Here is a 23,419-nt window from a genome sequence, read left to right as displayed (position 1 = left end):
AATCCAATCCATTATGCTGCCCCTGGCCGGGAGGCACCGAAGCTGCAGTCGCCCACCCCAGCCCATAGTCGCTAGAGATGATCCTCTTGTTCACAGGATCGAAATCGATGTAGTCGGTCGGATTGGTGACCGAAAGCACCCTGGAGTGTACGACTGTGGCCCAGCCCTTGGACCCTGGATCCAGCGGATCGCTCACCTCCACCTGGAACCAGAGATCACCCACCGGCAGCTCAAAGCCAATCGGTACGCCGGGCTGGTCTCCCAGATCGCCAGCCATGAAAACCACATCATCGTTTTCATCCATCACACCATCTTCGACGTCGACCAACTCACCAGAAGCGTCCCGTTCGTCGACCTGAAACGGTATCTGTTCCCAGCTGCCGGCATTCCAGCCATAGACGAAAATCTCCTCTACCGGCTTCCCGGGGAAGACGCCGGTAACCACAACAGGCTCGCGCGTACGGTCCAGGCTACTATTTTCTGCCAGGGTTGCCAACGGCTGATCGCCGGCTGCCGCAGAAACAACGCTGGATAATAGTACCAACCCACTCAACAGAATAGTCGATAGTCTTCTAAGTTTCATCTTTTTCCTCCATTATCTCGCAATCCAGGCTCAGCTGGCTTGCCACCACTCATCCGAAGAGTACCTCTGGGAATATCTGCCATGCTCACACCAAATGGCATTCAAGAAAGCGTCAGCCTTACGCCGGGCATGACAAAGACCCGTTAAGGCTTCAAGAGTTCATCCAGTAGCCAGGGACTACCCTTCAATTCACCCGGATCGACCACAGCGATGGAACGAACAAAGGTCCGCTCAAAGGGCAATCCACCCCCGGTCTCGCCACTCACTGACAGGGACGTTCCATAGAAACCCTGGTGATCGGTGACGGGGACTTCAAGGTGGGAACCGGTTGATGATAGCCCATCGATGTTTCCAGAGCGCTTCGACCAACGAAACTCCTGTTGCTTTACCCGCGCTGGCTGCGGCGATACATGGGTGCTTAAGGTCAGCGTTTCTCCTGGGACCAACAAGCGATCCGGCAATCCATGAAGCTCAACGTTCAGCTTGCTGTCCAGAGTCGCAAGCAGCATGTAACCACCGATTCCTGAACCATCGATCTCAAGCCCCCACAGCCCTGCTTCAGGTTTCTCAACGCTCGTCTTCTGCAGAAAGGCCATCCGTGGCAGTCCATATTCTGCAACTGGTACAGCTTCAAATGTGTGTACCGCGCCGTTCGGTCCCATCAGCAGGGCGCCAACGTCCGCTTCAGACGTGAAGAGGCTCAATTGGATCGACTGGGCCTGCGGCTCGACAGGAAACTCTTCACGAACCGGTTCCGTTAGCGAACCGCCGCGCACGATGCTGTTCAATCGGTGAACCGGCATCGAGGACGATCCCTGCAGGCCCGCCTCGCGAAAAGCTTTTTCCTGGTGACCCTGTAACACACCCAGAATGGTTGGGAACGCATTCCGTCCCATGAAAACCTCACTGTGGTTCCACGGTTCCTGAAAGAGTACGCTGGCATAGGGAAGGTAGGTACTGCTGACAGTTACAGCACCATCGTTCGGGCCACCATCGGGTTGGGCTGCCAGCCATTCCCCCATCCAGGCCAGGCCGCCTCCACCGCCGCTCCAGTCGGTGCCGGCGGCAGAGTAGTAGCTGATCGAATCATCGATCGGATCCGCGTCGGCAATGGAACGGAAGACCTGCATCGGTGCGGTTTGAATGCTGTAGGTCGCATCATCCCGCTCGCCGAACAACAGTGCCAACCACCAGCCTTCCGGGCTCCACAGCAGATCCGCCAATATGCTTCCCTGGTGAGGCGAACTCAGGGTAAACACATTGCCGACCCGATCGGCGGCACCGAACCAGAGAATGCCCGCCTGCGCGTCGATGCCACCCTTGGAATGAGCAACGATGTCCACCTGCTGCACGCCGTAGATTTGGCTAATGACTTCGATCTGCAGGGCTAACACGAATCCATTGTAGATTACACTCCTGGCAGGGGTGCGCAAGACTCTGCAATCTGGCGCCGAAGGATCAACGTTGAGATTGACAAACGCCGTTCTATAACCAGCGTTATACGCTCGAACATACATATCGTTGTCGTAATAGGGTGGAACGCTGAGCCACCAATCGATAGCCGCGCCGCTGTATCCATGAACAAACACGAGAACGGGATTGTGCTGGCCACCAGGTGGAACAGCCCCATAGAAAATATTGTCCATGTAGCAGTTGCCCGTCGCCGACAGTGGCTGCGGGTCAGGAGGTGAAGCTACCGCTGTCGGGGCTGACAACCCCAGCCAAAGAAACAGGCAAAACGCCAGGAGAAGCGTCGATGCCAATACCTTCATGAAACGGCTCATGTTACCCACCTCCATTGAAGACCATATCTTCTGAACGATGCCCCGGCATGCGGGTACTCTGCGAGCGATGATTGTCAATTGCCCTCTGGCCTGGCGTCCCATGGCAATGTCGTACATTTCGCCGACTACCTTATATTACCAGGATGCGGGCCTACGCAGTGAGACGGACAAAGCCGTTTGGTCAAAGTGTCGCCGACTAAAGTGATTCCTGATAGAGACCAGGAGTTTGCCAGTATCATCGCCGCTCGTTTGGCCACCTTCAAACCCCTGGTTTCAAAGTGGTATCACTTTAGCGCTGAAGCAGCGTGTCAAGATACCAGGGGTTCTTTGCCAATTGCCCCTCGTCCGCCACAAGAAGTGAGCGTACATAAGTACGTTCGTACGGGAATCCACTTTCCGCCTGGCCCCGCACCGACAGGGACATGCCAAAAACACCCTCTTGCCGGGCGACCGAGACCGCAAGTTCTGCACCAGCTGACTTCGTCTCGTGCACGCTGCCAGACCGGCTCGAAAATCTCAACGCCATTTCCTGTACCCCTTCCGCCCGTCCTGTCATTTGCGATCCCTCTGAAACTCTGCGAGCAGTCAAGTTCAGGGCTTCACCCGGATCTACCTGGTTGCCAGGCACGCCCTCCACCTGAATCTGCAACGGACTGTCCAGGTTGGCGATCAACAAATAGCCTCCTTCACCTTGACCATCGATCTGCAGTTGCCACGATCCCGGTTCAGGGTTTTCGATACTGACTTGCTGCAAATGGGCCATCGGGGGCAAGCCATATTTTACAAATGGCACAGCTTCAAATGGGTGGACCTTTCCGGCAGGTCCGACCAGCACAGCGCCGGTGGCCGGCCGGGAGGTGAAGAGACCGAATTCAACCGAGCGAACCTGCGGTTCAATGGGAATCTCTTCCTGAACCGGTTGGTCGAGAGGTCCCCCGCGTACGATGTTGTTCAAGGCTATTGGAGCAACGTGTTCAACCGCGGCTGAGCCCGGCGTGTTTAACGGGAAGGGAAAGTATAGCCACTGGACGGTACTGACTACATTGATAATGAAGGTGCCCTGGGCAGCGCCGGCTCCATTGGCTACGGATACCGAAATATGGTGGATGCCGGGAGTGCTGATACGGGTGCTTATGGTATCACTGGCACCCGCGATATGCACGATCGGACTCTGCCCCGGTACCGCCCACGAGTATACGAACGGCTTGGTTGCAGTCAAAGGCAAGCCGCTGGCGGTGATCGAAAACTGCGAGTTGGCCAGCACGACAGGCGGGCCGTCAAAGGCTACCTCTTGAGGGGCTACCAGGTGATTGCCCTGAAGCACATCGAGGATATAAGGGAAGGCGTTCCTTCCCATGAACATGTCGACGTGATTCCAGGGTTCCTGAAACAGCACGTTTGCATATGGCAGATAGGTACTGCTGACGCGAATAGCGCCATCGTTCGGCCCCCCTTCAGGCTGGTCCTCGATCCATTGTCCCATCCAACGCAGGCCAAAGCCACCGCCCAGATAGCTCGTGCCAGCTGCCGAGTAGTAGTTGATAGAATCATCAACCGGGTTCCAATCGACCGCGGATCGGAATGCTTGCATAGGTGCCGTTTGAATACTGTAGGTCCCATCATCCCGCTCTCCAAACAAGCCTGCAAGCCACTCCCCTTCCGGGCTCCACAGTAGATCGGCAAGAAGGCTGCCCTGGTGAGGGGAACTCAGCGAAAACACGTTGCGGACGTACGAAGCGGCATCCCAGAAAACAACCGCTGCCTGCGTATCGATCCCACCCTTGGAGTGTGCGATTATGTCCACCTGATCCACATTGAAATATTCGGTGATCGCCTCGATCTGCTGACTCAGCACATACCCGTTGTACGCGGTGCTCTGAGCCGGCGTGCGAACCACCTCGCAGTCCGGCGCCGCAGGATCGACGTTCAGATTGACGAACGCTGTTCGATAGCCGGCATCATACGCCCGCACGTAGCTGTCGTTGTTGAAAAGGAACGGGATTCGCAGCCACCAGTCGATAGCTTCACCGCCGTAGCCGTGAACGAAGACGAGAACAGGACTTTGATCACCACCAGGCGGCACCTCGCCGTAGAAGATGTTGTCTCGATAACAATCTCCCGTGGCCGGAAGCTGTTCGGGATCTGCCGGTTCAGCCCACGCCACCTCGACCGAGGCCGCGAGCCCGAAGAACATGCCCGCGCAAAATAGAAAAACAAACGCCGCCAGTCTGATGATTCGAATTGACCTTGTCATTACCTATTGGTCTCCGTTCCTTTTCAAGCGTAGTTCCTGTTGTATGCTCACGACCCGTTGTCGAGTCAGGCTGTAGCGTAACATCAGCACTGCGGCCATGACGTACAGGAAAGCTGGCATAAGGCCGTATAATATGCCCAGCCGCTCCGCGGTCTGAGCCGATTGTTCAACCTGGCCAGGAACCAGGCGCGCGAAATAATCAAGCAGTACACCGGTGATCAAAACAGCTATACTGGCCGATTCCTGGACGAAAAAAGAGTTGATGCCGAAGAAGGTGCCTGATCGCTGCTTGCCCGTTTTCAACTCATCCTCATCGGTCACGTCCGCTATCATCGAAGCAGGTACCACCCAGATCGCGCTGGCAAAAAAGCCACCGATGGCATTGCCTACCAGCAAAGGCATGACGTTGCCCGTACCGAGCAAGTGTCCTGGGCCCACCAGCCAATAGGCAGCGGAAATGATGAAGGCCAGGATCAACGTATTGCCAACGAAAAGACGGTGTTTGTCGACCCGTTGTGCGACTCGCAGCCAGACAAAAACGCCCAGCAGGCCGCCGATGTAGAAACTCAACAGGAATACACTCACTGCCTGGCTGCTGGATATCTGTGCGTAGTAGGTCAGATAGTGTACGGCCAACTGGGCATTGACGACGCTGGCCAAAAAGAAAATCGCTGTTGCCAGGGTCAGAACCAGAAACGATCGATTCCTGAGAGCCAGAAGCAGCCCGTCAAAGAAGCCGATCTTCTCCTCCTGCGTTTCAATGCCATTCCGGGGAAGCCTGGAGCGCTGTGACAGGGTACCGAACACCGCTATGGCACCCAACACGGTGATCGTCAGGCCCAGGACGATCCCCATCGAGGTGTAGCCGCCCGCGTTGAATTTAGGATCGACTCCTGGCGTTTGGTTGGGAAAGAAAACCACGAACATCAGCCCGGCAACCAGCAAGGTGCCGAGCAGAGATAGCGCCGCCCGGATTCCCGTGATTGAGGTCCTTTCATCGTAATCGTCGCTCAACTCGGCGCCCAGGGCGTGATATGGCACCATGAAGATAGAATTGGAGGTGCGAAGCAAAAGATTGGTTCCTACCAGCCAGACAAAGAGAGCGGTCATGGAAAGTCCCGCAGGCGGGCTGAAGATCAGGTAGAAGAAGATGCCCATGCTGACGGCACCGGCCAGCATAAAGGTATGCCGCCGCCCGAAACGAAAATGGGCTCTGTCCGATAGATGGCCAATGACAGGGTCCACCAACGCGTCCCAGATCAGACTGATGGAGGTCGCAATACCGACCAGCGTCCCTGGCAGTCCGAGGACCGAGGTATAAAAGAAGAGCAGCAGCAGGCCAAAGGTAAAGGACTTTATGGCATTGCTGACTTCGCCGACGCCATAAAGCGTTTTGGTCCGCAGGGTCAGGCCACTCCGAACTGGCAATGCAGCAACGCCAGCGCCGACAGGTTTGGACGTCACCTTTTCGATTTCTGTCTCCAAACTTTTCTCCTGCAACGGCTGGTATGCACGGTTGCCTGCTTCAACCAAGAATCGATGGCAGGAAGAGGCGCCCGTTTACCAACTCCGCCACCTCTACCTTGCTTGTGGCAAAGGCGTTGCGCGCTGGTTGCTGACCATCGGCCTCCACCCGAACCGTATACCTGCCCGGAGCGACGATCTCGCCACTGTCATCCCGTCCATCCCAGGCCAGTGTGTCGATGCCGGCGGGACGGCTCGTCCAGTTTCGCAACCAGCGAACATGGGTCACATCGGTGGAGCTATCCGATGTGCGAACGATTTCAACCCGCGCCTGGCATGGCCGGCTGACCCAGGTTGTAATGCTTGTCTGCTGACCTCCCGCCGGATCGAATGCAGCTGGACTGAGACGCGGATATTCGACCTGTGGCGGGAAGGTAGGCAGGCTGAAAGCCCTTGGCGTCACCGGGTCCCCGGCCACCTGCACAGAATCAAGGCTGGCGGGTCCGAGCCCAAGCCGGGCCGCATAGGTCAAATGCTGGACCCAAAGCTGGGGCACCGACATGATCTCCATACACACCCGGTCGACGGCCACAGCATTGGCGCCTGCCACAACCGTGTCCATCCGTACCGGGGTTCCCCCGTAAGGGCCTAAGCCTTCCATGCCCCAGATACCGTCCACAACCGCGAAGTCGATGGGTCGGGCCAGATTGAGGTCCACAGTCGCCTGGTTGACCCCTCGATAGTGCATCGCGAAGCGGCCATTCTCGCCAGGAGGCGAATAATAGCTCACCGGTGGCAAGCCGAAGATGTTTTTTGTCGCGAGCGTTGCCAGTGTTTCGGCATGGGTCTTGAGCTTTCCAACACTGATGAGATAGGTATTGGGCTGCAGCACCATCTCAGGCATGGTGATCTGCTCATAGGCCAGCCCACCGTCGATAGAGGCAGATTGAACCGGCAGGCTGTCCAGATCGACCAGGGATACCCTGCCAGACCCGCCATAATCCTGCAGGAAGTCGTAGCCACAGGCCGAGAAGTTCGAACCCCCGGGACTGCCCTCGACGATCCTGATCTTGAAGGCTCCGGCAGCCAGCGCCAGGTCCACGATAGCTCGAACAACCTGGGCATCGGTAATGATACCCGAGTCGGGTGATGTACCGACCAATAGATTCGGTTTGATGATCACCGTGCGCCCATAGATCATACCCGGTACCCACTCATCGCTGGCGCTGATTGCGCGCATGGTTGCCGTGTAGGAATCGGTATGATGGCCCACCCCGACGCGATATGTGGACGCAGCGGCTGGGCGTCTGGCAAGAGTCAGGGCGGCCACACCACCAGCCGCCAACTTCAGAAACTGTCTCCGATTCACCCGGTAAATCCGATTCTCTCTATCCATTGTCAGCGCCATCCATCATTCATTCAGCAGAAAACCCGCTCACTCGACACCGCAGGGGCCAGCAAATGTCAGTATCCACAGATCAGTCGTGCGCTTCCCTTCAGTGAACTGGTCCAGCGCGATTCGTTGCAGCGCCACCTGGCGTCCATCGGGACTCCAGACACCCTTCGCGACCACGCTCTGTCCCTCCGACGATTCCGGGTAGCCAGATGTGTTGAAATGGGTAAGCTGAACCGCATTGCTGCCGTCGGCATCCATCATGTAAAGTTCCATCCTCAGCGTTTTCAGCTGGTTGGAATCCCACGAGCAACAGGAACTGGAATCGTACAGCATCTTTTTTCCACTGGGCGAAATGCCAAGATGCTCTTCCCAGTTGCCAGGATTGTTGGTTAAGTTCCGCAGCGCTTGTGTCTCCAGGTCCTTCTCCCAGATGTCCAGCAGATAGACGTTTTCCTGGCCGCCTTCGGAGGCAAAATAGATTTTGCTGTCATCGGGACTCCAGGACTGCACCTCGTAGAAAAAGCCTCTGTCCAATCCATGCCGCTCGATGTTGTCCAACCGGGGGCCTTCGTCGTCGAAGACCATATCCGCCACGTTGACACGCCACTGGCCCCAGAGATCAGCTGTCGGTTGGTTCATCAAGAACTTCGCCAGCGTCAGGAAGGGATTCTCGGGACCGGCGTGGCGCTCTGACCAGGCCAGCCTGCTGCCGTCGTTGGAAGGCACGGGAAACAGTACACCTGCCTCGGGATTGTCGTCGTACCTGGTTAGCTGCCACCAGCGGCTGCCGTCTGCCGTCATTGCCCAGATGTTGTTGGCCCGGCCACTTCCCGGTTGCGCGAGGTCACGATCTACCTCGTGTTCGGCCATTTCAACCTGGAGAACAATGTAATCTCCCGATGGATGCCAATGGGCAACTCCTTTGTGGAGGCCGACCGCGGGACCGCCTGGCACCTGTTGACAGGTCAGGCAGATCTCGTCCGTGCCGTCAGTCTTGATCGTGTAGACCTGCGTGATTCCGTTCTCATCATACCTCGACATCAGAATGAGATTGTCGTCGTTTTGCGACCAATCCAGCCCGCCGCCGCTAAGGCCGATCCGCTCGATGTCTGCTACAACACAGGAATCCGACTGTCCGGTTGCTGGCGTTGGCGTTGCAGGAGGCGGTGGAAGCTGACCTCCTTCACAGCCTGTCAGGAACAGCAGTATCAGCGCCGCCGACACGAATAATCCGATCCGCAAGGAAATGTAGTCGTTCGATGTGTTTGACATTGTGTATTTCCTCTTAAGATTGCTGCTCAGTGGGCCACATCTAAACGCGTAGCCCAAACTTCGCATATGTAATCAGGTCGCCATCGAAAGTGAATTCCACCTTGGCAGCGAGGCTTGGGATTCTCCAGGCTTTCAGACGCTTGGAGGTCGCGGTGGCATCAATGGTGACCGTGTCTCCCAATGCACTCGTGCCATCCATGCTAAGGAGCTGCAAGTCTGCACCGAAACGGTCCTGATGCCAGGTGGTGATCGCCTCCTTGCCCTCGTAACGCCCGACGTGAAAGACAACCGTCGCCGAATCGTCGTAGAAGGCCACGCAACGTTCCAGATCCCGGGCCTCGAAGGCTTCCAGGTAATCCATGGCAAGCGCCTGTAATTCATCCTCGCGCGTTCTTTCTAGCTGTTTCTGCATAATCTCCCTTTTCTTTCTATCTTACTTAACCCCACAAGCCCTTCAGACTGACTCCCTGTTTGCTGACAGGATCTTCGGTCTCGCCCATCTCATCCAGCCGTTCCTTGATCCAGCCCTCAAGCCGGTCTTCCAGAACAGTGGCCACGTCGGGCCGTTCCTGATAGATGTTGTTCAATTCCTGCGGGTCTGCGACCAGGTCATAGAGTTCTTTCTCCGGGTTCCCATAAGAGTCGGGTTCGCGCGAGACGATGAGCTTATGCTCTGAGGTCCGCAGGCACCATTTTGCCTGCATGGTGCTCTCAAGGCTGAACACCTCTTCGCGGCCAGTATCCAAAGCCTGTCCAGTGAGCTCATCCCAGAAGCTGATGCCATCCATGTTTCTGGCCACTGGAAGCCCAACGGCGTCCAGCAACGTGGGAGCAATGTCGTGCATCTGGTACATGCCTTGCAGGCGGGTTCCGGCAGGAATTTTGCCAGGCCATCGGACGATAACGGGCACCCGCAACACACAATCGTAAAGGCCATGGTGTTCGAAGAAAATGCCGTGCTCGGTCATGCTTTCGCCATGGTCACCCAGTATCATGACAAGCGTATTTTCCGCCAGGCCTGAGCTATCTAATGCATCCACCAGGGCACCTATCCCGTCATCGATGTGGCGAATCTCCTGGTCGTACAGGGAAACCACGAACTCCGGGTCGGTTACCGGCCCGTCGGCCGTCCGCAGCCAGGTTTCCCGTGCCAGGATCCCCAGGGGATGTTCCCACCAGCTATCAAGCGCGCTGTTATCGGGATCGACAGGATTGCCCGAATAGAAGAGGTTGCGATAGCGTTCGGGCGGCACATAGGGGGCATGCGGATCCCAATAGTGCATGAACATGAAAAAAGGCTCTTCCGCATGGGCTTGCATCCAGGGAATGGCTCGTTGATTCAACTCGTCGCAGGTCACCCCCAAACGCAACACACGCCGCAGACTGGGATCGATGTAATACTCATAGCCCCGCCCGAACCAGATACGATCGCGCATCAGCGTATCAAACGCGCTGGTGGTATAGCCGGCTTTGAGAAAAAGCTCGGGCAACACCGGGGTAGTCGAGCTGAGAACAGCATCTCCACCCTGCCCAACGACCCCATGGGTGATCGGATGTTGACCGGTGTACAAGGTCGTGTATGACGGTTGGGTCGGAATGGCGGAGCAAAAAAACTGCTCGAAGAGAGTACCGTCGGCCGCAATCGCGTCCATTTCTGGACTCGTGGGCCGCTGGTAGCCGTAGGAGCCCAGGTGATCGGCGCGTAATGTATCGACGGTGATAAGCAGAACGTTTGGTGGTCTGGTTGTCATTTCTTCTCCTGAATGGAAGCCATAGGCTGCAATGATGCCTGCCGGTCGGTGCTTGCCAGGCCATCTTTGCAGTAGTACTCTATGGTGCGCTGCAGGCCAGATTCCAGGGATACGGTTTCACGAAAACCGAGCAATTCAATGGCTTTTTCCCTGCTCAGAATCCGGTTAGGCGGGCCGGCCGGCTTATCCAAATCATACACGATATCCACATCACAACCCGACAGGCGTACAATGAGCTGCGCCAGCTCGGCAATGCTAATCTCCCGTTCTCCACTGAAATTCACAGGATCGCTCACCGGATACTTTTCTACCAGATCAAGCAAACCGCGAGCCAGGTCTCCCACATAGAGAAAGGATCGGCTCTGCTCACCTGAACCCCAGATCACCAACGAGTCATTGCTCTCGTGAACTTTGCGAATGAACATGGGGATCACCCGGCCGCGATGCAGTTCGAAACCATCACGGGGGCCATAGACGTTGCTGGGCCTTGCTATGGCAACCTTGAGACCATGTTCCCGGCTATAGAGTTCAGCTGCAAACTCGGACATCCGTTTCGACCAACTGTAGCCGTCCGAGGTCCGGGAGGGCCTTCCCCGAAAACCATCGGCCTCCTCCATCGGCGCGGACACCTCGGGCGAATACACTTCCGCGGAGCTCATGACGAGAAAGCGATCCACACCTGCCTCGTGGGCCGCCTCAAGCAGATTCAGGGTGATGAGCATGTTCTGGCGGAAGACCAGCGCAGGCTTGTCCCGCTTAAACGCCACACTGCCATCAAGATGGGCAAGACTGAAAACCACATCCTGGCCCCGGCACGCACGCCGGCAGTCGTCGAGCAAACTCAGTTCCGCTGCCACCATGTCGATCCTATCCTCGACCTGATGCAGATTTGCCATATCCTCTCCAACCTGCTCAGGCAGGACGGCGACGGTAACCCTCGCCCCACTCTCCACCAGCAAATCAGTCACGTGGGAGCCAATGAAGCCGGGCGCACCGGTTACCAATACCCTTCGACCATTCCAGTAATCGTTTGTCATCAGCTTATTCTCTTGCCCTCTGCCATCAATAACTGACCATTGACGATTAATCCGGCGCCTTGCGACAGACGGCCACGAAATAGGTCGCCTTCCCAACCGAGTCCAGGCTGAAATCGAAGGTTCCCGAATCGGACTGGTCAACCCAGTTAGGATCGTACGTCACCTCTCGCTCCTGACCCTTGAAGTATAGTGGGGCCAGACTGTTGACCAATCCCTCGTAAACCTTCGAGCGCATATACAGGTTGGTCGAATACATGAACAGGCTCTCTCTCAGCCGATGTGTACAAACCTGGCCATAGATCTGAACATCGGGGAAAAAAGCGGAAAGCAGTTCCCTGTACTCCGCCAGGGTATACTCGGTCTCATGGAATGGGTTCTTGCCGGCATTGATGTTGAGTCCACCATTGGGGGTTGAGACGAAAAAAACTCCACCCGGCTTCAACACCCTGTGCACTCCGGCCAGGAACTGGTCGACATCCGTTAGATGTTCGATTACCTCAAACGAAGAAACCATGTCGAAGCTCTCGGAGGGAAAGCTCAGCTGGCTGCAGTCCATCACCGAAAAGCTTAGTGAGGGCGAGCCGTAAAACGTCCTGGCATGCTCGACGGCATCGAGGGAGAGATCAACCCCAACCACACGATCAGCCACCTGCGCCAGGTAGGCAGCGCCATATCCTTCTCCACAACCAGCATCGAGGACTGCCCGCCCTTTGGCCTGCTCCTTGATCCACTGGTATCGCGATGTATGCGCCCACACCAGATAGGTTGGAGTCTTGCCTGGCACCACACGTTCACCGGTAAACTCGATTCCATTGTTCATTGGATAATATGCTCGTGTTTCCGAAGACACCCGCAACTTCTCCAGCAGATCAACGGCGTAATCGGGGCCTCCATACTGCTTGAATGTCGATCCCATCTCCTGGGCTCGAAGGCGAAAGGATGGCTCGTTGAGCACCCGCTCAACGGCCGCCTGTAAACGTTCGGGGGTGCATTTCCCGGGCGATATCCGCAGGCCCGCACCTGCTTCCACGACGCGCTGTGCGTTTTCCAGATGATCCCACTGCATCGGCACGACCACCAACGGCACACCGGCCAGCAAGGCGGACAAAACGGTGCCGCTTCCTCCATTGGTCACAACTGCACTGGTTTCAGGAAACAGATCGCTGTGGGGAACCCATTGTTCCACTCGGATGTTTGCTGCAACGGGGCCCAATCCTAGATCCTCGGGCTCACGATGACGCCCGGTCGTCATCACAACCTGCATTGGCCGCTCGGCAAGTCCTCGCATCGCCGCTCGAAGCAAGACCGGCTCACGCGTGTGGGCAGAACCCTCCGACACATAGACGATTGGATCGCCACCGGTCGCGGCCTCGTCGCCCATCTGCTGCAGCCATGACGGAGGCAACTGCTTGCCAGGTTTGTCCCACAGAAAGGGCCCGACGTAGTGTACCGAAGCAGGCAGATCGCGGCGGTTGAAATCGAACTCGACCGCGCTTGCCACAAGGTAAAGAGGCACTTGGCCAGTATAGGCCATGACCCGAGTTGACAGTGGTGACAGGCCATTGTCAGCCCTGATCCGGTCCACTTCCCGGGCTATCTCCCGGGTTGTCAGATCGCGCACACCATACAGAGAGAGCGTCAACAGACGCGACCACCAGTTTCGCGGGCTTGGCAGGCCAAATCCGAATGGTGGCACGTCAGGGCCCGGCAACAAGCAACCGGCGAAGTAGGAGAACACAACCACCGGCGTTGACTGGATTTCACGCAGGATGAGCGTGGGTCCCCACATGAAGGGATCACAAACCACCACGTCAGGCTGCCAATCCGCAAGGATTTCGCCAAGATCGCTGACCTGATGAGGCATGCTTCCAGCAAACCAGTCCCGGTACATTGCCTTGACCAGCTCCGCCTGCGCAAGAGCCCCCTGGTCGAACACCGCCGTATAGTGAACCGACAAACGTTCGTAAAGCTCAGGCACATCCCAGTTCTCCAGCGGACGACTCTGGGCAAGGCCCACAATGCCCGCAATGCGATCAGCAGTCCGGCGAAAAGGAAATCGCCTGAAACCCTGCCCAGTCACCTGGGAATCGACGAGTGCGCCAGTATAAAAGGCTACGTCATGCCCGCGATCCCGAAGTGCATTGGCCAGAGTAATATTTGGATGGACGTGACCGGAATAGGGCCACACTGCCAGTAGGTATCGTGCCATTCTCTTTTTTGGGCCTTACGAGTCAGATTCCTGCACACTGGGCAAGATAATTAGCCACAAACCTAACAAGAATGTACCACAGACCTTCGGCGCAGAGGTCGTTGATCTTTTTTTTGATTGATCTGCGATTATCTGCGTTCATCAGCGTCATACTTCGGCTACGCTCAGCACAGGTCTGCGGTTCATTCAGGTCTGCGAAATCAGCATTCCTCTGGCTTGTCCAGGTTAAGGCTGTTGGATCATCTCTTCAAGTAACTCGACAACACGAACCGGGCCGCCCCGTGTTTCCAACGTATGGCCCAGCCGGCGGGCGTTTTCCCGAAATGATGGTTCTTCCAGTAAACGCAACACCGCTGTCCGCAACCGTTCAGGCGTGCACTGCTCCGGTTTCAGCCATATCCCAGCGCCGGCATCCGCAACCCGCCAGGCGGTTTCAGGATGATCCCAGTCAGAGGGCACAATCACCAGGGGCAACCCCTGAAGCAAGGTAGCCAATACGGTGCTCGGGCCACCTGTGGTCACGACGACATCCACCCGAGGCAGCAGGTCGTCCATCGGTACGAACTGTTCCACGTGAAGGTTCGATGCCAGCGGCCTGGGGCCCAAATCCAGCATCTCTATGTCGCGGTGCCTTCCGGTGGTCATGATCACCTGGACAGGCAGGTCGGCCAGGCCGATCGCCGCCGACTTCAAGATCTTCGGCTCAAGGTTGACGGTGCCTTCAGTTATGTATACCGCCCGATCGTCCGGCAGGGTAGCCAGCCACTGCGGAGCCGATGTACTGCCCGATTTACTCCACAGACAGGGACCGACATAGTGCACAGAAGGCGGCAGATCGCTCCGCTCGTAGTCAAACTCGGGGCTACTGGGCACAAGATACAACGGCATCTGCCCGGCATAATCGGTGACCGACATCCTGATCGGTGGCAGATCGTGCCTTCCTCTTAGCTCGTTTGCCGAGCGCCGAACATCACCCAGGTAAAAGTCTATGAAGACCTTCAACGCCTCAAAGCGCACTCGCTCGAAGCCATTGCGGGGCCGGGGCTGTGGATAGCCAAGCACCGGGCCTTCCCTTCCCGACAGCAAACATGCAGCCACCAGGGAAAAGATGGCGACTGGTAACTGCCGCTCCTCATGGAGAACCAGGAAGGGCGCCCACATCGTTGGATCACAGACGATGGCGTCAGGCGTCCACTCCTTCATCACCTCGTCCAGGTCGGCCAGTTGATCAGGAATCGTGTCCAGGACCCATTCCCGATACATCTTTTTGTGTTCTCCCGCCTTCGGTCGGGAAAGGATGCCTTGCGGCGATAAGACCAGCTGTTCGACCCGGGCTTCGTCGATTCGTTGGAAGGGAAAATGGCGAAAGCCTTCCCCTTCCACAGTTGAACCGGCCCGCGCGCCCGTATAGAGGGCAACTTCATGCCCACGATCCCGCAGGGCAGTGGCGATAGCCAGGTTGGGATACAAGTGGCCTGCAAGTGGCCACAACGTCAAGAGAAATCTGGCCATTAGTTCAGTGTAGAAGGATCCAGGACGCCAGCGTCCACGAGATCAATTCGAAGGATAAGTCTTCCCAGGAAGTGAGCGACCTCGATTGCCTTCCAGGAGATGATCAGATCCTGTTCATCCAGGCTCAAATCATCGCGGAGCGACTGGAGTTCGTCGACGGCATCCTGGTACTCACCGGCCGCATAGTGTGTTTCCGCCGACACCTGGGTTTGGTCGAATCGAATGATACCCTCGTCTGAAAGATAGTCCCGCTCTTGGGCATCCGCGATCATCCCATCGAGGTGGCCAAAGGTGGCCGGCAATGCCAGGGAGCGTGCCGGGGCTGCTAACGACTGCAACGAACCCACGCCATCCCCATCGACCGCACGCACGAAGTATACGTAGCGCTCATTCGAGCTTGCACTGTCGTCAGTGAAAGTGACTCCAGTCGAGGTCCCCACTAATTCGGGGATCGTCCATTTTGAGGCATCGACCACGATGCCGACGTCGGAGGACAGGGTCAGGCTGATCGGAATGATCTCGTTTCGGGAGATATGATACTTGACAGCATCTTCCACCGGTTCCCAGGTGACCACCACATGGTCCGAAAAGACCTCTGTCTGAACCATCTCAGGTGCCTCGAGAGGCGTTGGGTCGGCCACCGGTTGCCGAGGCTCTTGGGCCACGGCGGCTGCTTCGCCGTTGGAAATAACCGGCAAGAACAAAAAATCATGATCGTCGTAGGCGCGATAGATCTCCAGTCCATAGTAATAGTTGGCTGTGCCCAGGAAGAGCCCGTTGGGAGTGCCATGGAGACTTCGAACGCCGAAGTTGAAGCGATCGTCGAAACCGGTCAGCGTGATCGGACTCCAATCGATTCCGTTGGGCGTCCTGAAAAGATCAAAGCCCATGCGATCGGCCAGCACTACCTCATTGCTGGGAATCTCCTTAAAGGTGGTGCTGCTGTCAAAGGTGCCCAGAAACAGATTGTCACCGTATTCCTCCAGGCGCCACATGTGGCCATTGAAGAAGTTGCCGAAGCCAGCATCGAATCCGCTGATGGGATACTTCCAGCCTTCGTCGGTCAGACGAGGATTGCCGGCAACCACATCCCAGGTATCGTCGGGGTTGATGCGGATCACCTCTGCAGGGCCCATCAGGCCCAACGCGGCGATTCTCAAGCCATTGGTTCCGATATAGAGCTTTCCACCAAAGACCTCCATACTCAAGGTCTCGACATTGGTCTGTGTGGGCAAAAACGCTCCCTCCGGAACGATGGTAGTCCACTCGTAGGGTAGATCCCCTCCCGCTTCGGCCTTCACAACAGAATATCCGAAAGCCGAGTCGCGCAATCCCATATAGATATACCCGTTGAAGGCGGTCGCTGAACTGACCACCTGACCCGGTACGCTCACGACGCGGAAGTTGTCGTTGCCGCCGGCCGGGTCTTCAGCCTCCAGCAGGACACCACTGCCCTGGATGGCCCCTCCCTGAATGTAGTATCGCCCCTCGTGGGAAAATGGGTTGCGCATGCTGGCAAACGGATAATCACCCAAATTGGTTCCTGGATCGGCAGGTACCTGTTCGAAATTAACGCCATCGGTGGAGCGCAGGATGCGGGCCGTTGGCACATCCCGCCAGATATAGGAAGGTGCGACGCCCGTGACATAAAGCGCCTCTGTCCCATCCGCCTCCTCGAAGACGCTCAACCCGCGGAAACCCACATCCCGAGCGACGAAACTACCAGGGCGCTGCGGAATTGGCACATCGTTAGGAGACTGGAACACGCGCTCCCAGGTCAGGTCGGGGGACCAGCGCCAGATTTCTGCCTGTAACGGCAGATCTTCCGGCAGAGGCGTACACTCAATGTCAGGATCGGATGGGGGATAATCTATCCAGTTGGGAAATACGTTGTGAATCGCAGCCACATCGGTACAGAAATGGGCGCGATTAGTCCCAACATATAGCTGCCCGTCGAACCAAGTCATGCCCCAGGCCCAACTGTTCTGGCGATCGCCGAAGCCCTGTTCGTTCATCTGGCTCCATGCATCGTCACCGAAGCCCTCGTCGGGGTAAGCTGCCACTTCTGTAGCGCCAAACATCCCAACGGCGAAAATAGTAATGCCCAACACGACAAGTATCATTGCCGATTTCGGGAAATTTCTTGACTTGATCGTCATATCTTTTTTTTTCTCCTTCAACAGGTTCCATCGTTTCACCGAATGATGGCTTCCATGGGCAGATAACCCGCCTCGAATAGATCAATCCGTTGTCTCAGACGCCCTAATCGGAAGAGTAGCTCATCCTGTGAATGCGATGACAAAAGAATCCTTGCATCCGCGTCCCCCTGGAATGCCAGTCGATCCAGGATTGCGCTGGCACCCGCGGTGTCGCCAGAGCTAAGCCTTTCCTGGGCCGCTTCAAGCTGTTGACGACTGTCATCCAGGCTGCTGCCATCGCTTGAACTAAGCGCGCTTGTGCGGTTTTCAAGAAACCCAAAAAGATTCTCGAAGGTTACTGGTGGCGTCATTAGCGGCGCTGCCACCAGGTTGGATGGCGCAGATAGCTGGCTCTTCTCGTTTTCCGCCACCACATAGTAGAGATAGCGCCTGTCCCCCTCCACCGCTCTATCGACGAATATCTGCTGGTCCGTAGTTCCGATTTCCTCGTAAAAATCGGGGACCCAAATCTGTTTCGGCAAGGGAGGAAAGTAGAGTTCAGGCTTTATTTTGCGAACGGAACGAATCGCCCAGCGGGCAAACGTCAGAAACCGGCTCTTCTTCACCAGAGGCCAAATGTCGTTCACCTCTGCCCGCCAGATTCGGAAACCGCCAATGGACCCGGTCGATTGCCACGAAAGCACCACCCTTCCATCGACGCTATCCAATTCAAGGCCATAAGGGGCTGGCATTTCCAGGCCATCTGATCCCTCGCCGACCATTTCGGTGCCGTTTCTGCCTGAATCTTGCGCCCGCCAGACCTGAAGACCATACCAACTGTTGGCCGTGCCCACAAAAAGGCCAGCCGGACCGCTGGCAAATGAACGGATACCAAAAGAAAACTTATCGCCGAATCCACTGGTGGTCAACGGCGCAAATTGCCGGCCGTCAGTAGTCTCATAGAGATCAAAGCCGTAGTTGGGTTTCAACACCGGCTCCGCATCCGGCAGGGTGCGCAGATGGGTGCTCAACTTCATGGTGCCGATGTACAGCTTGCCCTGGTATTCCTCCATTCGCCAGATATGTCCATTTAGCCAGTTGCAGAAACCAAAATCAAGACCACTTATCGGATATTTCCAACCGTCCGGCGTTTCCCGAGGCGATCCAACCACCAGCTCCCAGCTATCGTCGGGATTGATACGAATGATCTCTCCTGGCCTGTCGGTACCCACGTAGAGCCTGTTCCTGAACACGAACATGCTGATGACGCTCAGGCTGTAGATGGGCAAAAAGGCACCATTGGAAACTACAGTTGTCCACTTGTAAGGCGGCGACCCGGCAGCATCCATCTTGAGAACCGCATAGCCATTGATCGGATCTCGTGTGCCAGCGTAAATGTGACCATTGAAAACGACAGTTTCGAAAACACTGTGGCCAACAGGAGATACCTGTCGAAAACATTCAGTGCCAGCAGCAGGATTGTCTCCTTCCAACAGTACGCCATCCCCATGGATACCGCCGGCCACGATAAACATTCGCCCGTCGAAAGACAGGATATTGCGAAAGGTGGACATGCCCCGAAATTCTCCAGGCGCGACCTCGCCCTGGACGTAGCCCTCAGGTTGCGGAATCGCCTCAAAGGTGTTGCCATCCGTGGTCCGCAACAACCGGGGCGGCACCAGATTTGCGTACATGAGTTGAGCCGTCACGCCAGAAACATAGAGAGCCTCCGTGCCATCCGGCTCTACAAAAGACGTCATCCCCCGATATCCGATATCCCGGCCAACGAACTTTCCCGGATGACCGGGAATGGGCACATCCTCCGGTGCCTGGTAGACTCTGTCCCATTGATCGATCTCAGGAGTCCAGCGCCAGATTTCAGCCCGCAGGGGCAGATCTGTTGAATCAGGAGGACATCCCGCATCTGGATCGTCGGGGGGATACTTGGCAAAGGGAAACTTCGATAGCATTGGCAAGCCGTTGGCAGTCGCAGCGCGCTCGGCACATAATATTGCTCGATTGGTGCCCACGAACAGGCATCCCCGCCACCAGATCATCGACCAGGCCCACGTATTATAACGGTCTCCAAAACCCTGAGATCCCATCTTGGCGAAGCTTAGCCGGCGCGCAGGAGAAGCTCCACTTGATAGTTGGCCTTCGGCGTCCTTTGCCAGTGATTTGATTCGGGCGTTCGCTTGATCGATCATGCAGGTGTCTCCATCCTTTGACGTGAGTTACTCATTGTCCGCACCGGTGACCCGTCGCATCACCTCGCCAAAATAGACCTGTGCAAACAACTCTTCCGGTATGATCCGGCGTAGATTTACGACAAGCCTCGCCCATCGCCCGACCATGTAGCGCCACCGGGGTTGTGGATCGCTCAGTGCTTTGTACACGGCGGCAGCCACATCCTGAACCGTGTTCGACGAGTCGTTCATTTGCCGGTCAAACAGTGCTTCTGCGTTTTTGAACCAGGCGTAGTAAGGGCTATCGGGATCGCTCGTGTTTTTGCCGGCCCCTTTGTCCACCGTCCAGCTGTCAGTCTTGGTAATGCCTGGCTCAATAAGACTGACCGTTATACCTAACGGTTCCACCTCCTGGCGAAGGGACTCACCAAAACCCTCCTGAGCGAAGCGGCTCGCACTGTAAGCACTGCCGGAGGGTGAGCCTATCTTTCCGGCAACCGACGTGATAATCACAATTCTGCCTGTCCCGGCCTTGCGCATGTGAGGCAACACCGCCCGCGTTACAGCCAGCGTGCCGTAGAAGTTCGTGTCAAACAGCTCGCGAATCTCAGCGTCGCTAAGGTCCTCGAAGTAACCCCGCAGCATGATGCCGGCATTGTTGACCACGCCGAAAATACCGCCACTTTCCTCGACAACGGTTTCGACGGCCCGTTCGATGCTGGAAGAGTCGGTCACATCAAGTTGAAGCACTCGCAACTTGATGTTGCGCTGTTGGGCAGAGGCATCCAGAGCATCCCGCCGGGCCAGATTTCGCATCGTTGCATAGACTGTGAATCCTCGTTCAGCCAGAGTCAAGGCAATCTCCTGCCCGAACCCGGTTGATGTACCCGTTACCAGGACGCTATTCGCCACCGGCGTATCTCCTTGAGCCCGCAACCCTTCCATTGACAGCGCTAGCCAGCCGACTGATCGGCCACTGGATTGACATCACCATCTGACCTCTATACTGCGGTAAACACAGCGGTGCGAGCATAATCCAAATAGATCTCGGAAACCGAGTTGAAGCCGACCTTTCCAAAAATCTCGCGCCATTCTTCTCGCGTTGCCAGGCGCTGGTTGGAAAGATGATGCATCAGCTGAATTTCCATCAGACCACCAGGTTTGCGCCGTAGCTCTGCAGGAGAGTGATGAATCACTTCACACACGACCATCGGCACCCCTGGGAAACGCCTCAAATACCCCTGAAGCAGTTCGACCAGGCGACCATTTCCGTCATCAAGGAACTCATGCAATGCGTAGACGCAGGTGCACACATCGATCTCCGGAATATCCTGAAAAGATGTGTCCATTGCAAACATGTCGCCAACCGACAGGTGTACTCGATCACTCAATCCCTCTCGCATCAAGTCCCGATTGCCTGCCTCAATGGCCTCTGGCGCGATATCCACTCCAAATCCAAGGAAATTCGGATTGCTCATGCACACGCTGCTCAAGAACCGGGCATCGCCGCAGGCCATATCCAGAATACGGGTCCAGCCTTTCTCGAGCAACAAATTGCTTAAAATCGGGATCGCCAGAAGTTCGGCGGAATGACCACTTCCAACCGCGACAAATTCCGATCTTCGGTTTATGTCGACGCCATAGATCATCTCCCCTCGCAAGAGCGCTTCCAGATTGGAAAAGATTTCCTTGTAGGCGTAAACCGACAAGATGACTCCGGTCAACATCTCGTGGGCCAACATACCCTTTTCTGTCAGCGCATAGCCTTCCTTGCTTTGGTCCAGAAATCTGAGTTCATAGAGATAATCGAACAGATTTTGCAGAACGCCCTCGTCCAGCCCTTCTCGCTTAGCGAAGGTGACCACCTGAACCCCCCTGCCCGAGCCTAGCTCCGCCATCAGGCCTACGTTGATCAGAGCGATCAGGACCTGGGTCGTGTAATATCCTCGGATCGTTTCCGCGCCCAAACCCTTGGCCCTGTTCAGCTTGAGCGATCGATCCACTCCAAGCGTGGCCAATGCCCGTATCCTTGATATCATGTCATGCCCCCTCCGAAACACCACTCTGAAAAACCATTCCGAGTCATCGTCCCTTTGCAACGCTGGCGGTCAGGATCCACGCGGATCAGTAACGCGCCGGACTGCCTCTCCGAAATAGAGCCGCTCGAACATCTCACCAGGCAAATAGCGACGCGACATCAGAACAAGCCGGGCCCGCCGGCCGACCACGTAGCGCAAGCGCGGGCGACGCTCGGTCAATGCTTTGAAGATGGCTTCTGCAACGTCAGTTGCTTTGGTTGGCGATGTGCGAACCAGTTGATCGGCCAACTCTTCCTGCCGCTGAAACCAGGCATGATACGGGCTGGAAGGATCCTGGGCCCGCCGGGCAATACCCCGATGCACCGTCCAGCGCTCCGTATTGATGATCGCCGGCTCTACAATGCTGATGTGCAAACCCAAAGGACCCACTTCCTGCATCAGCGATTCGGCGTAACCCTCAAGCGCGAACTTGCTGGCACAGTAGGCTGTTCTTCCCATGGACGAAATGCGGGCACCAATGGAACTGATGTAAATAAACCGGCCTCGGCCAGCCTCTCGCATGGCGGGAAGAACCGCCCGGGTTACGGCCATCGCGCCAAACAGATTGACATCGATGACCCTTCTGATCTCATCGTCATCACAATCCTCGAAGTAGCCCCGCAGGCTGATGCCTGCGTTGTTCACAACGCCCAGCAAGGATCCACCTTCTGCTATAGAGTCGACTACCGGTTGAATCGTCGTTTCGTCGGTTACATCCAGGACCGGCGTGTGGACAGAAAGACCCCGCTGGGCGCTCTCCTGGCTGACCCGAGCCCGTTGCTCTTCATTCAGAACACTCGCGTAGACGTCGAAACCACGTTCGGCCAGCGTGAGCGCCGTTTCCAACCCCAGCCCGGTGCCGGCGCCGGTGATCAGCACCCTGTCAATCATACAATGGCTTCCAACTGACGACCATTGACCACTTCCCGTTCCGGTTGGCAGAATTCGACGATGTGAGCTGCCAGGACTTCCGGTTTTTCCAGAGGGAAAAAGTGCCGATACTTGGTTGGTGGAAGAAGCACCGATTCGTAGTTTATCGCAACCTCGCAGATCTCATGATAGGTCCCGATGTAGGGCGAACCCTGCTCGTACATCAGCAGTTTTGGATGGGGCACAGTAGCGATGTTTTCCAGAGTAAGCTCTCCAACCACCTCGTAGTCATCCACCATGGTGGTCGTATCCAGCAGGGCGACGAATTTATCCTGTCGCCTGCGGGATTGACCTCGCGACGGTCCAAACAGGATCGGTACCTTCAAGCTCTGATGGAGCAGATAGCGGTAATCGGTGCGGTGCTCGGGTGGCACCTTCTCTCCGGTATACTTCTCGATCATCTCTGCCCAGTAGGACCAACCGATCCAGCTTTCGTCCTTGCGCGCCGCTACCAGGGCAGGCAATCCAGCCTCCACTACTACCAGCCGTTCAGCACGATCGGGATGCAACATGGCAAAGTGCAGTGCGACATCGGCTCCCATGCTATGACCCGCCAGGTGGGCTTTTTCGATGCCCAAAGCATCCATCAGCCCCAGAAGGTCCTTGACCATACCGCCAGTCGAGTAGCCGCTGGCAGGCATACTACTCTTGCCATGCCCGCGGAAGTCAAAGCTTGTCAACCTGAACTTGTCCCGAAGATGCGGCACCACATGCATGTGCCAGATAGCCAGGTTGCCTCCCAAACCATGCATCATCACGATGTCGGGACCCTCACCCACGGTCCAATAATGCAGATCAACGCCATTAACAGCCATATTACCCATA

The 23,419-nt window shown here is 56.4% G+C and carries 17 protein-coding genes; all 17 read right to left on the bottom strand.

What is annotated here, in order from left to right:
- Positions 1 to 583: hypothetical protein (locus U9R25_17080; GenBank protein MEA3337612.1), on the bottom strand; the 583-nt coding region annotated here is incomplete at its 3' end.
- Positions 584 to 726: 143 nt separating this feature from the next.
- The gene (locus tag U9R25_17075; GenBank protein MEA3337611.1) at positions 727 to 2,367 is read right to left on the bottom strand and encodes a hypothetical protein; all 1,641 of its coding nucleotides are present in this window, start codon (positions 2,365 to 2,367) and stop codon (positions 727 to 729) included.
- Positions 2,368 to 2,656: 289 nt separating this feature from the next.
- Entirely contained in the window at positions 2,657 to 4,621 is a 1,965-nt protein-coding gene (locus U9R25_17070) for a hypothetical protein (protein ID MEA3337610.1), read from the bottom strand.
- A 3-nt stretch (positions 4,622 to 4,624) separates the two neighbouring features.
- Positions 4,625 to 6,106, bottom strand: coding sequence for an MFS transporter (locus tag U9R25_17065; GenBank protein ID MEA3337609.1), 1,482 nt, complete (start codon positions 6,104 to 6,106; stop codon positions 4,625 to 4,627).
- Positions 6,107 to 6,146: 40 nt separating this feature from the next.
- A complete protein-coding gene (locus tag U9R25_17060) occupies positions 6,147 to 7,481 on the bottom strand; it encodes a DUF362 domain-containing protein (GenBank protein MEA3337608.1) in 1,335 nt (444 codons plus the stop codon).
- Positions 7,482 to 7,520: 39 nt separating this feature from the next.
- Positions 7,521 to 8,753: a hypothetical protein gene (locus U9R25_17055; protein MEA3337607.1), complete on the bottom strand. Its 1,233-nt coding sequence runs from the start codon at positions 8,751 to 8,753 to the stop codon at positions 7,521 to 7,523.
- Between the two features lie 40 nt (positions 8,754 to 8,793).
- Positions 8,794 to 9,165, bottom strand: coding sequence for a nuclear transport factor 2 family protein (locus tag U9R25_17050; protein ID MEA3337606.1), 372 nt, complete (start codon positions 9,163 to 9,165; stop codon positions 8,794 to 8,796).
- 25 nt (positions 9,166 to 9,190) lie between these two features.
- The gene (locus tag U9R25_17045) at positions 9,191 to 10,504 is read right to left on the bottom strand and encodes a sulfatase (protein ID MEA3337605.1); all 1,314 of its coding nucleotides are present in this window, start codon (positions 10,502 to 10,504) and stop codon (positions 9,191 to 9,193) included.
- The gene (locus tag U9R25_17040) at positions 10,501 to 11,541 is read right to left on the bottom strand and encodes an NAD-dependent epimerase/dehydratase family protein (GenBank protein MEA3337604.1); all 1,041 of its coding nucleotides are present in this window, start codon (positions 11,539 to 11,541) and stop codon (positions 10,501 to 10,503) included. The genes U9R25_17045 and U9R25_17040 overlap by 4 nt, the downstream gene beginning before the upstream one ends.
- A 46-nt stretch (positions 11,542 to 11,587) precedes the next feature.
- Complete coding sequence (locus U9R25_17035; GenBank protein MEA3337603.1) at positions 11,588 to 13,750, bottom strand: methyltransferase domain-containing protein; 2,163 nt, start codon at positions 13,748 to 13,750, stop codon at positions 11,588 to 11,590.
- 225 nt (positions 13,751 to 13,975) lie between these two features.
- Positions 13,976 to 15,220 (bottom strand): glycosyltransferase, encoded by a 1,245-nt coding sequence (locus U9R25_17030; protein ID MEA3337602.1) that lies wholly within the window; start codon positions 15,218 to 15,220, stop codon positions 13,976 to 13,978.
- Between the two features lie 41 nt (positions 15,221 to 15,261).
- Positions 15,262 to 17,421 (bottom strand): fibronectin type III domain-containing protein, encoded by a 2,160-nt coding sequence (locus tag U9R25_17025; protein ID MEA3337601.1) that lies wholly within the window; start codon positions 17,419 to 17,421, stop codon positions 15,262 to 15,264.
- 35 nt (positions 17,422 to 17,456) lie between these two features.
- Positions 17,457 to 19,607, bottom strand: coding sequence for a hypothetical protein (locus tag U9R25_17020; protein ID MEA3337600.1), 2,151 nt, complete (start codon positions 19,605 to 19,607; stop codon positions 17,457 to 17,459).
- A 27-nt stretch (positions 19,608 to 19,634) separates the two neighbouring features.
- Positions 19,635 to 20,498: an SDR family oxidoreductase gene (locus U9R25_17015; GenBank protein MEA3337599.1), complete on the bottom strand. Its 864-nt coding sequence runs from the start codon at positions 20,496 to 20,498 to the stop codon at positions 19,635 to 19,637.
- Between the two features lie 89 nt (positions 20,499 to 20,587).
- Positions 20,588 to 21,625 (bottom strand): class I SAM-dependent methyltransferase, encoded by a 1,038-nt coding sequence (locus U9R25_17010; protein MEA3337598.1) that lies wholly within the window; start codon positions 21,623 to 21,625, stop codon positions 20,588 to 20,590.
- A 69-nt stretch (positions 21,626 to 21,694) separates the two neighbouring features.
- Positions 21,695 to 22,555 carry an SDR family oxidoreductase gene (locus U9R25_17005; protein ID MEA3337597.1) on the bottom strand — a complete coding sequence of 287 codons (861 nt, stop codon included), beginning with the start codon at positions 22,553 to 22,555 and terminating at the stop codon, positions 21,695 to 21,697.
- The gene (locus U9R25_17000; GenBank protein MEA3337596.1) at positions 22,552 to 23,418 is read right to left on the bottom strand and encodes an alpha/beta hydrolase; all 867 of its coding nucleotides are present in this window, start codon (positions 23,416 to 23,418) and stop codon (positions 22,552 to 22,554) included. The genes U9R25_17005 and U9R25_17000 overlap by 4 nt, the downstream gene beginning before the upstream one ends.
- Position 23,419: the final 1 nt, after the last annotated feature.

It is taken from the genome of Chloroflexota bacterium (genome assembly GCA_034717495.1).
GTDB lineage: Bacteria > Chloroflexota > Anaerolineae > JAAEKA01 > JAAEKA01 > JAYELL01.
The sequence above is the reverse complement of the archived record's forward strand: the minus strand, read 5'-3'. Positions and strand labels throughout refer to the sequence as shown.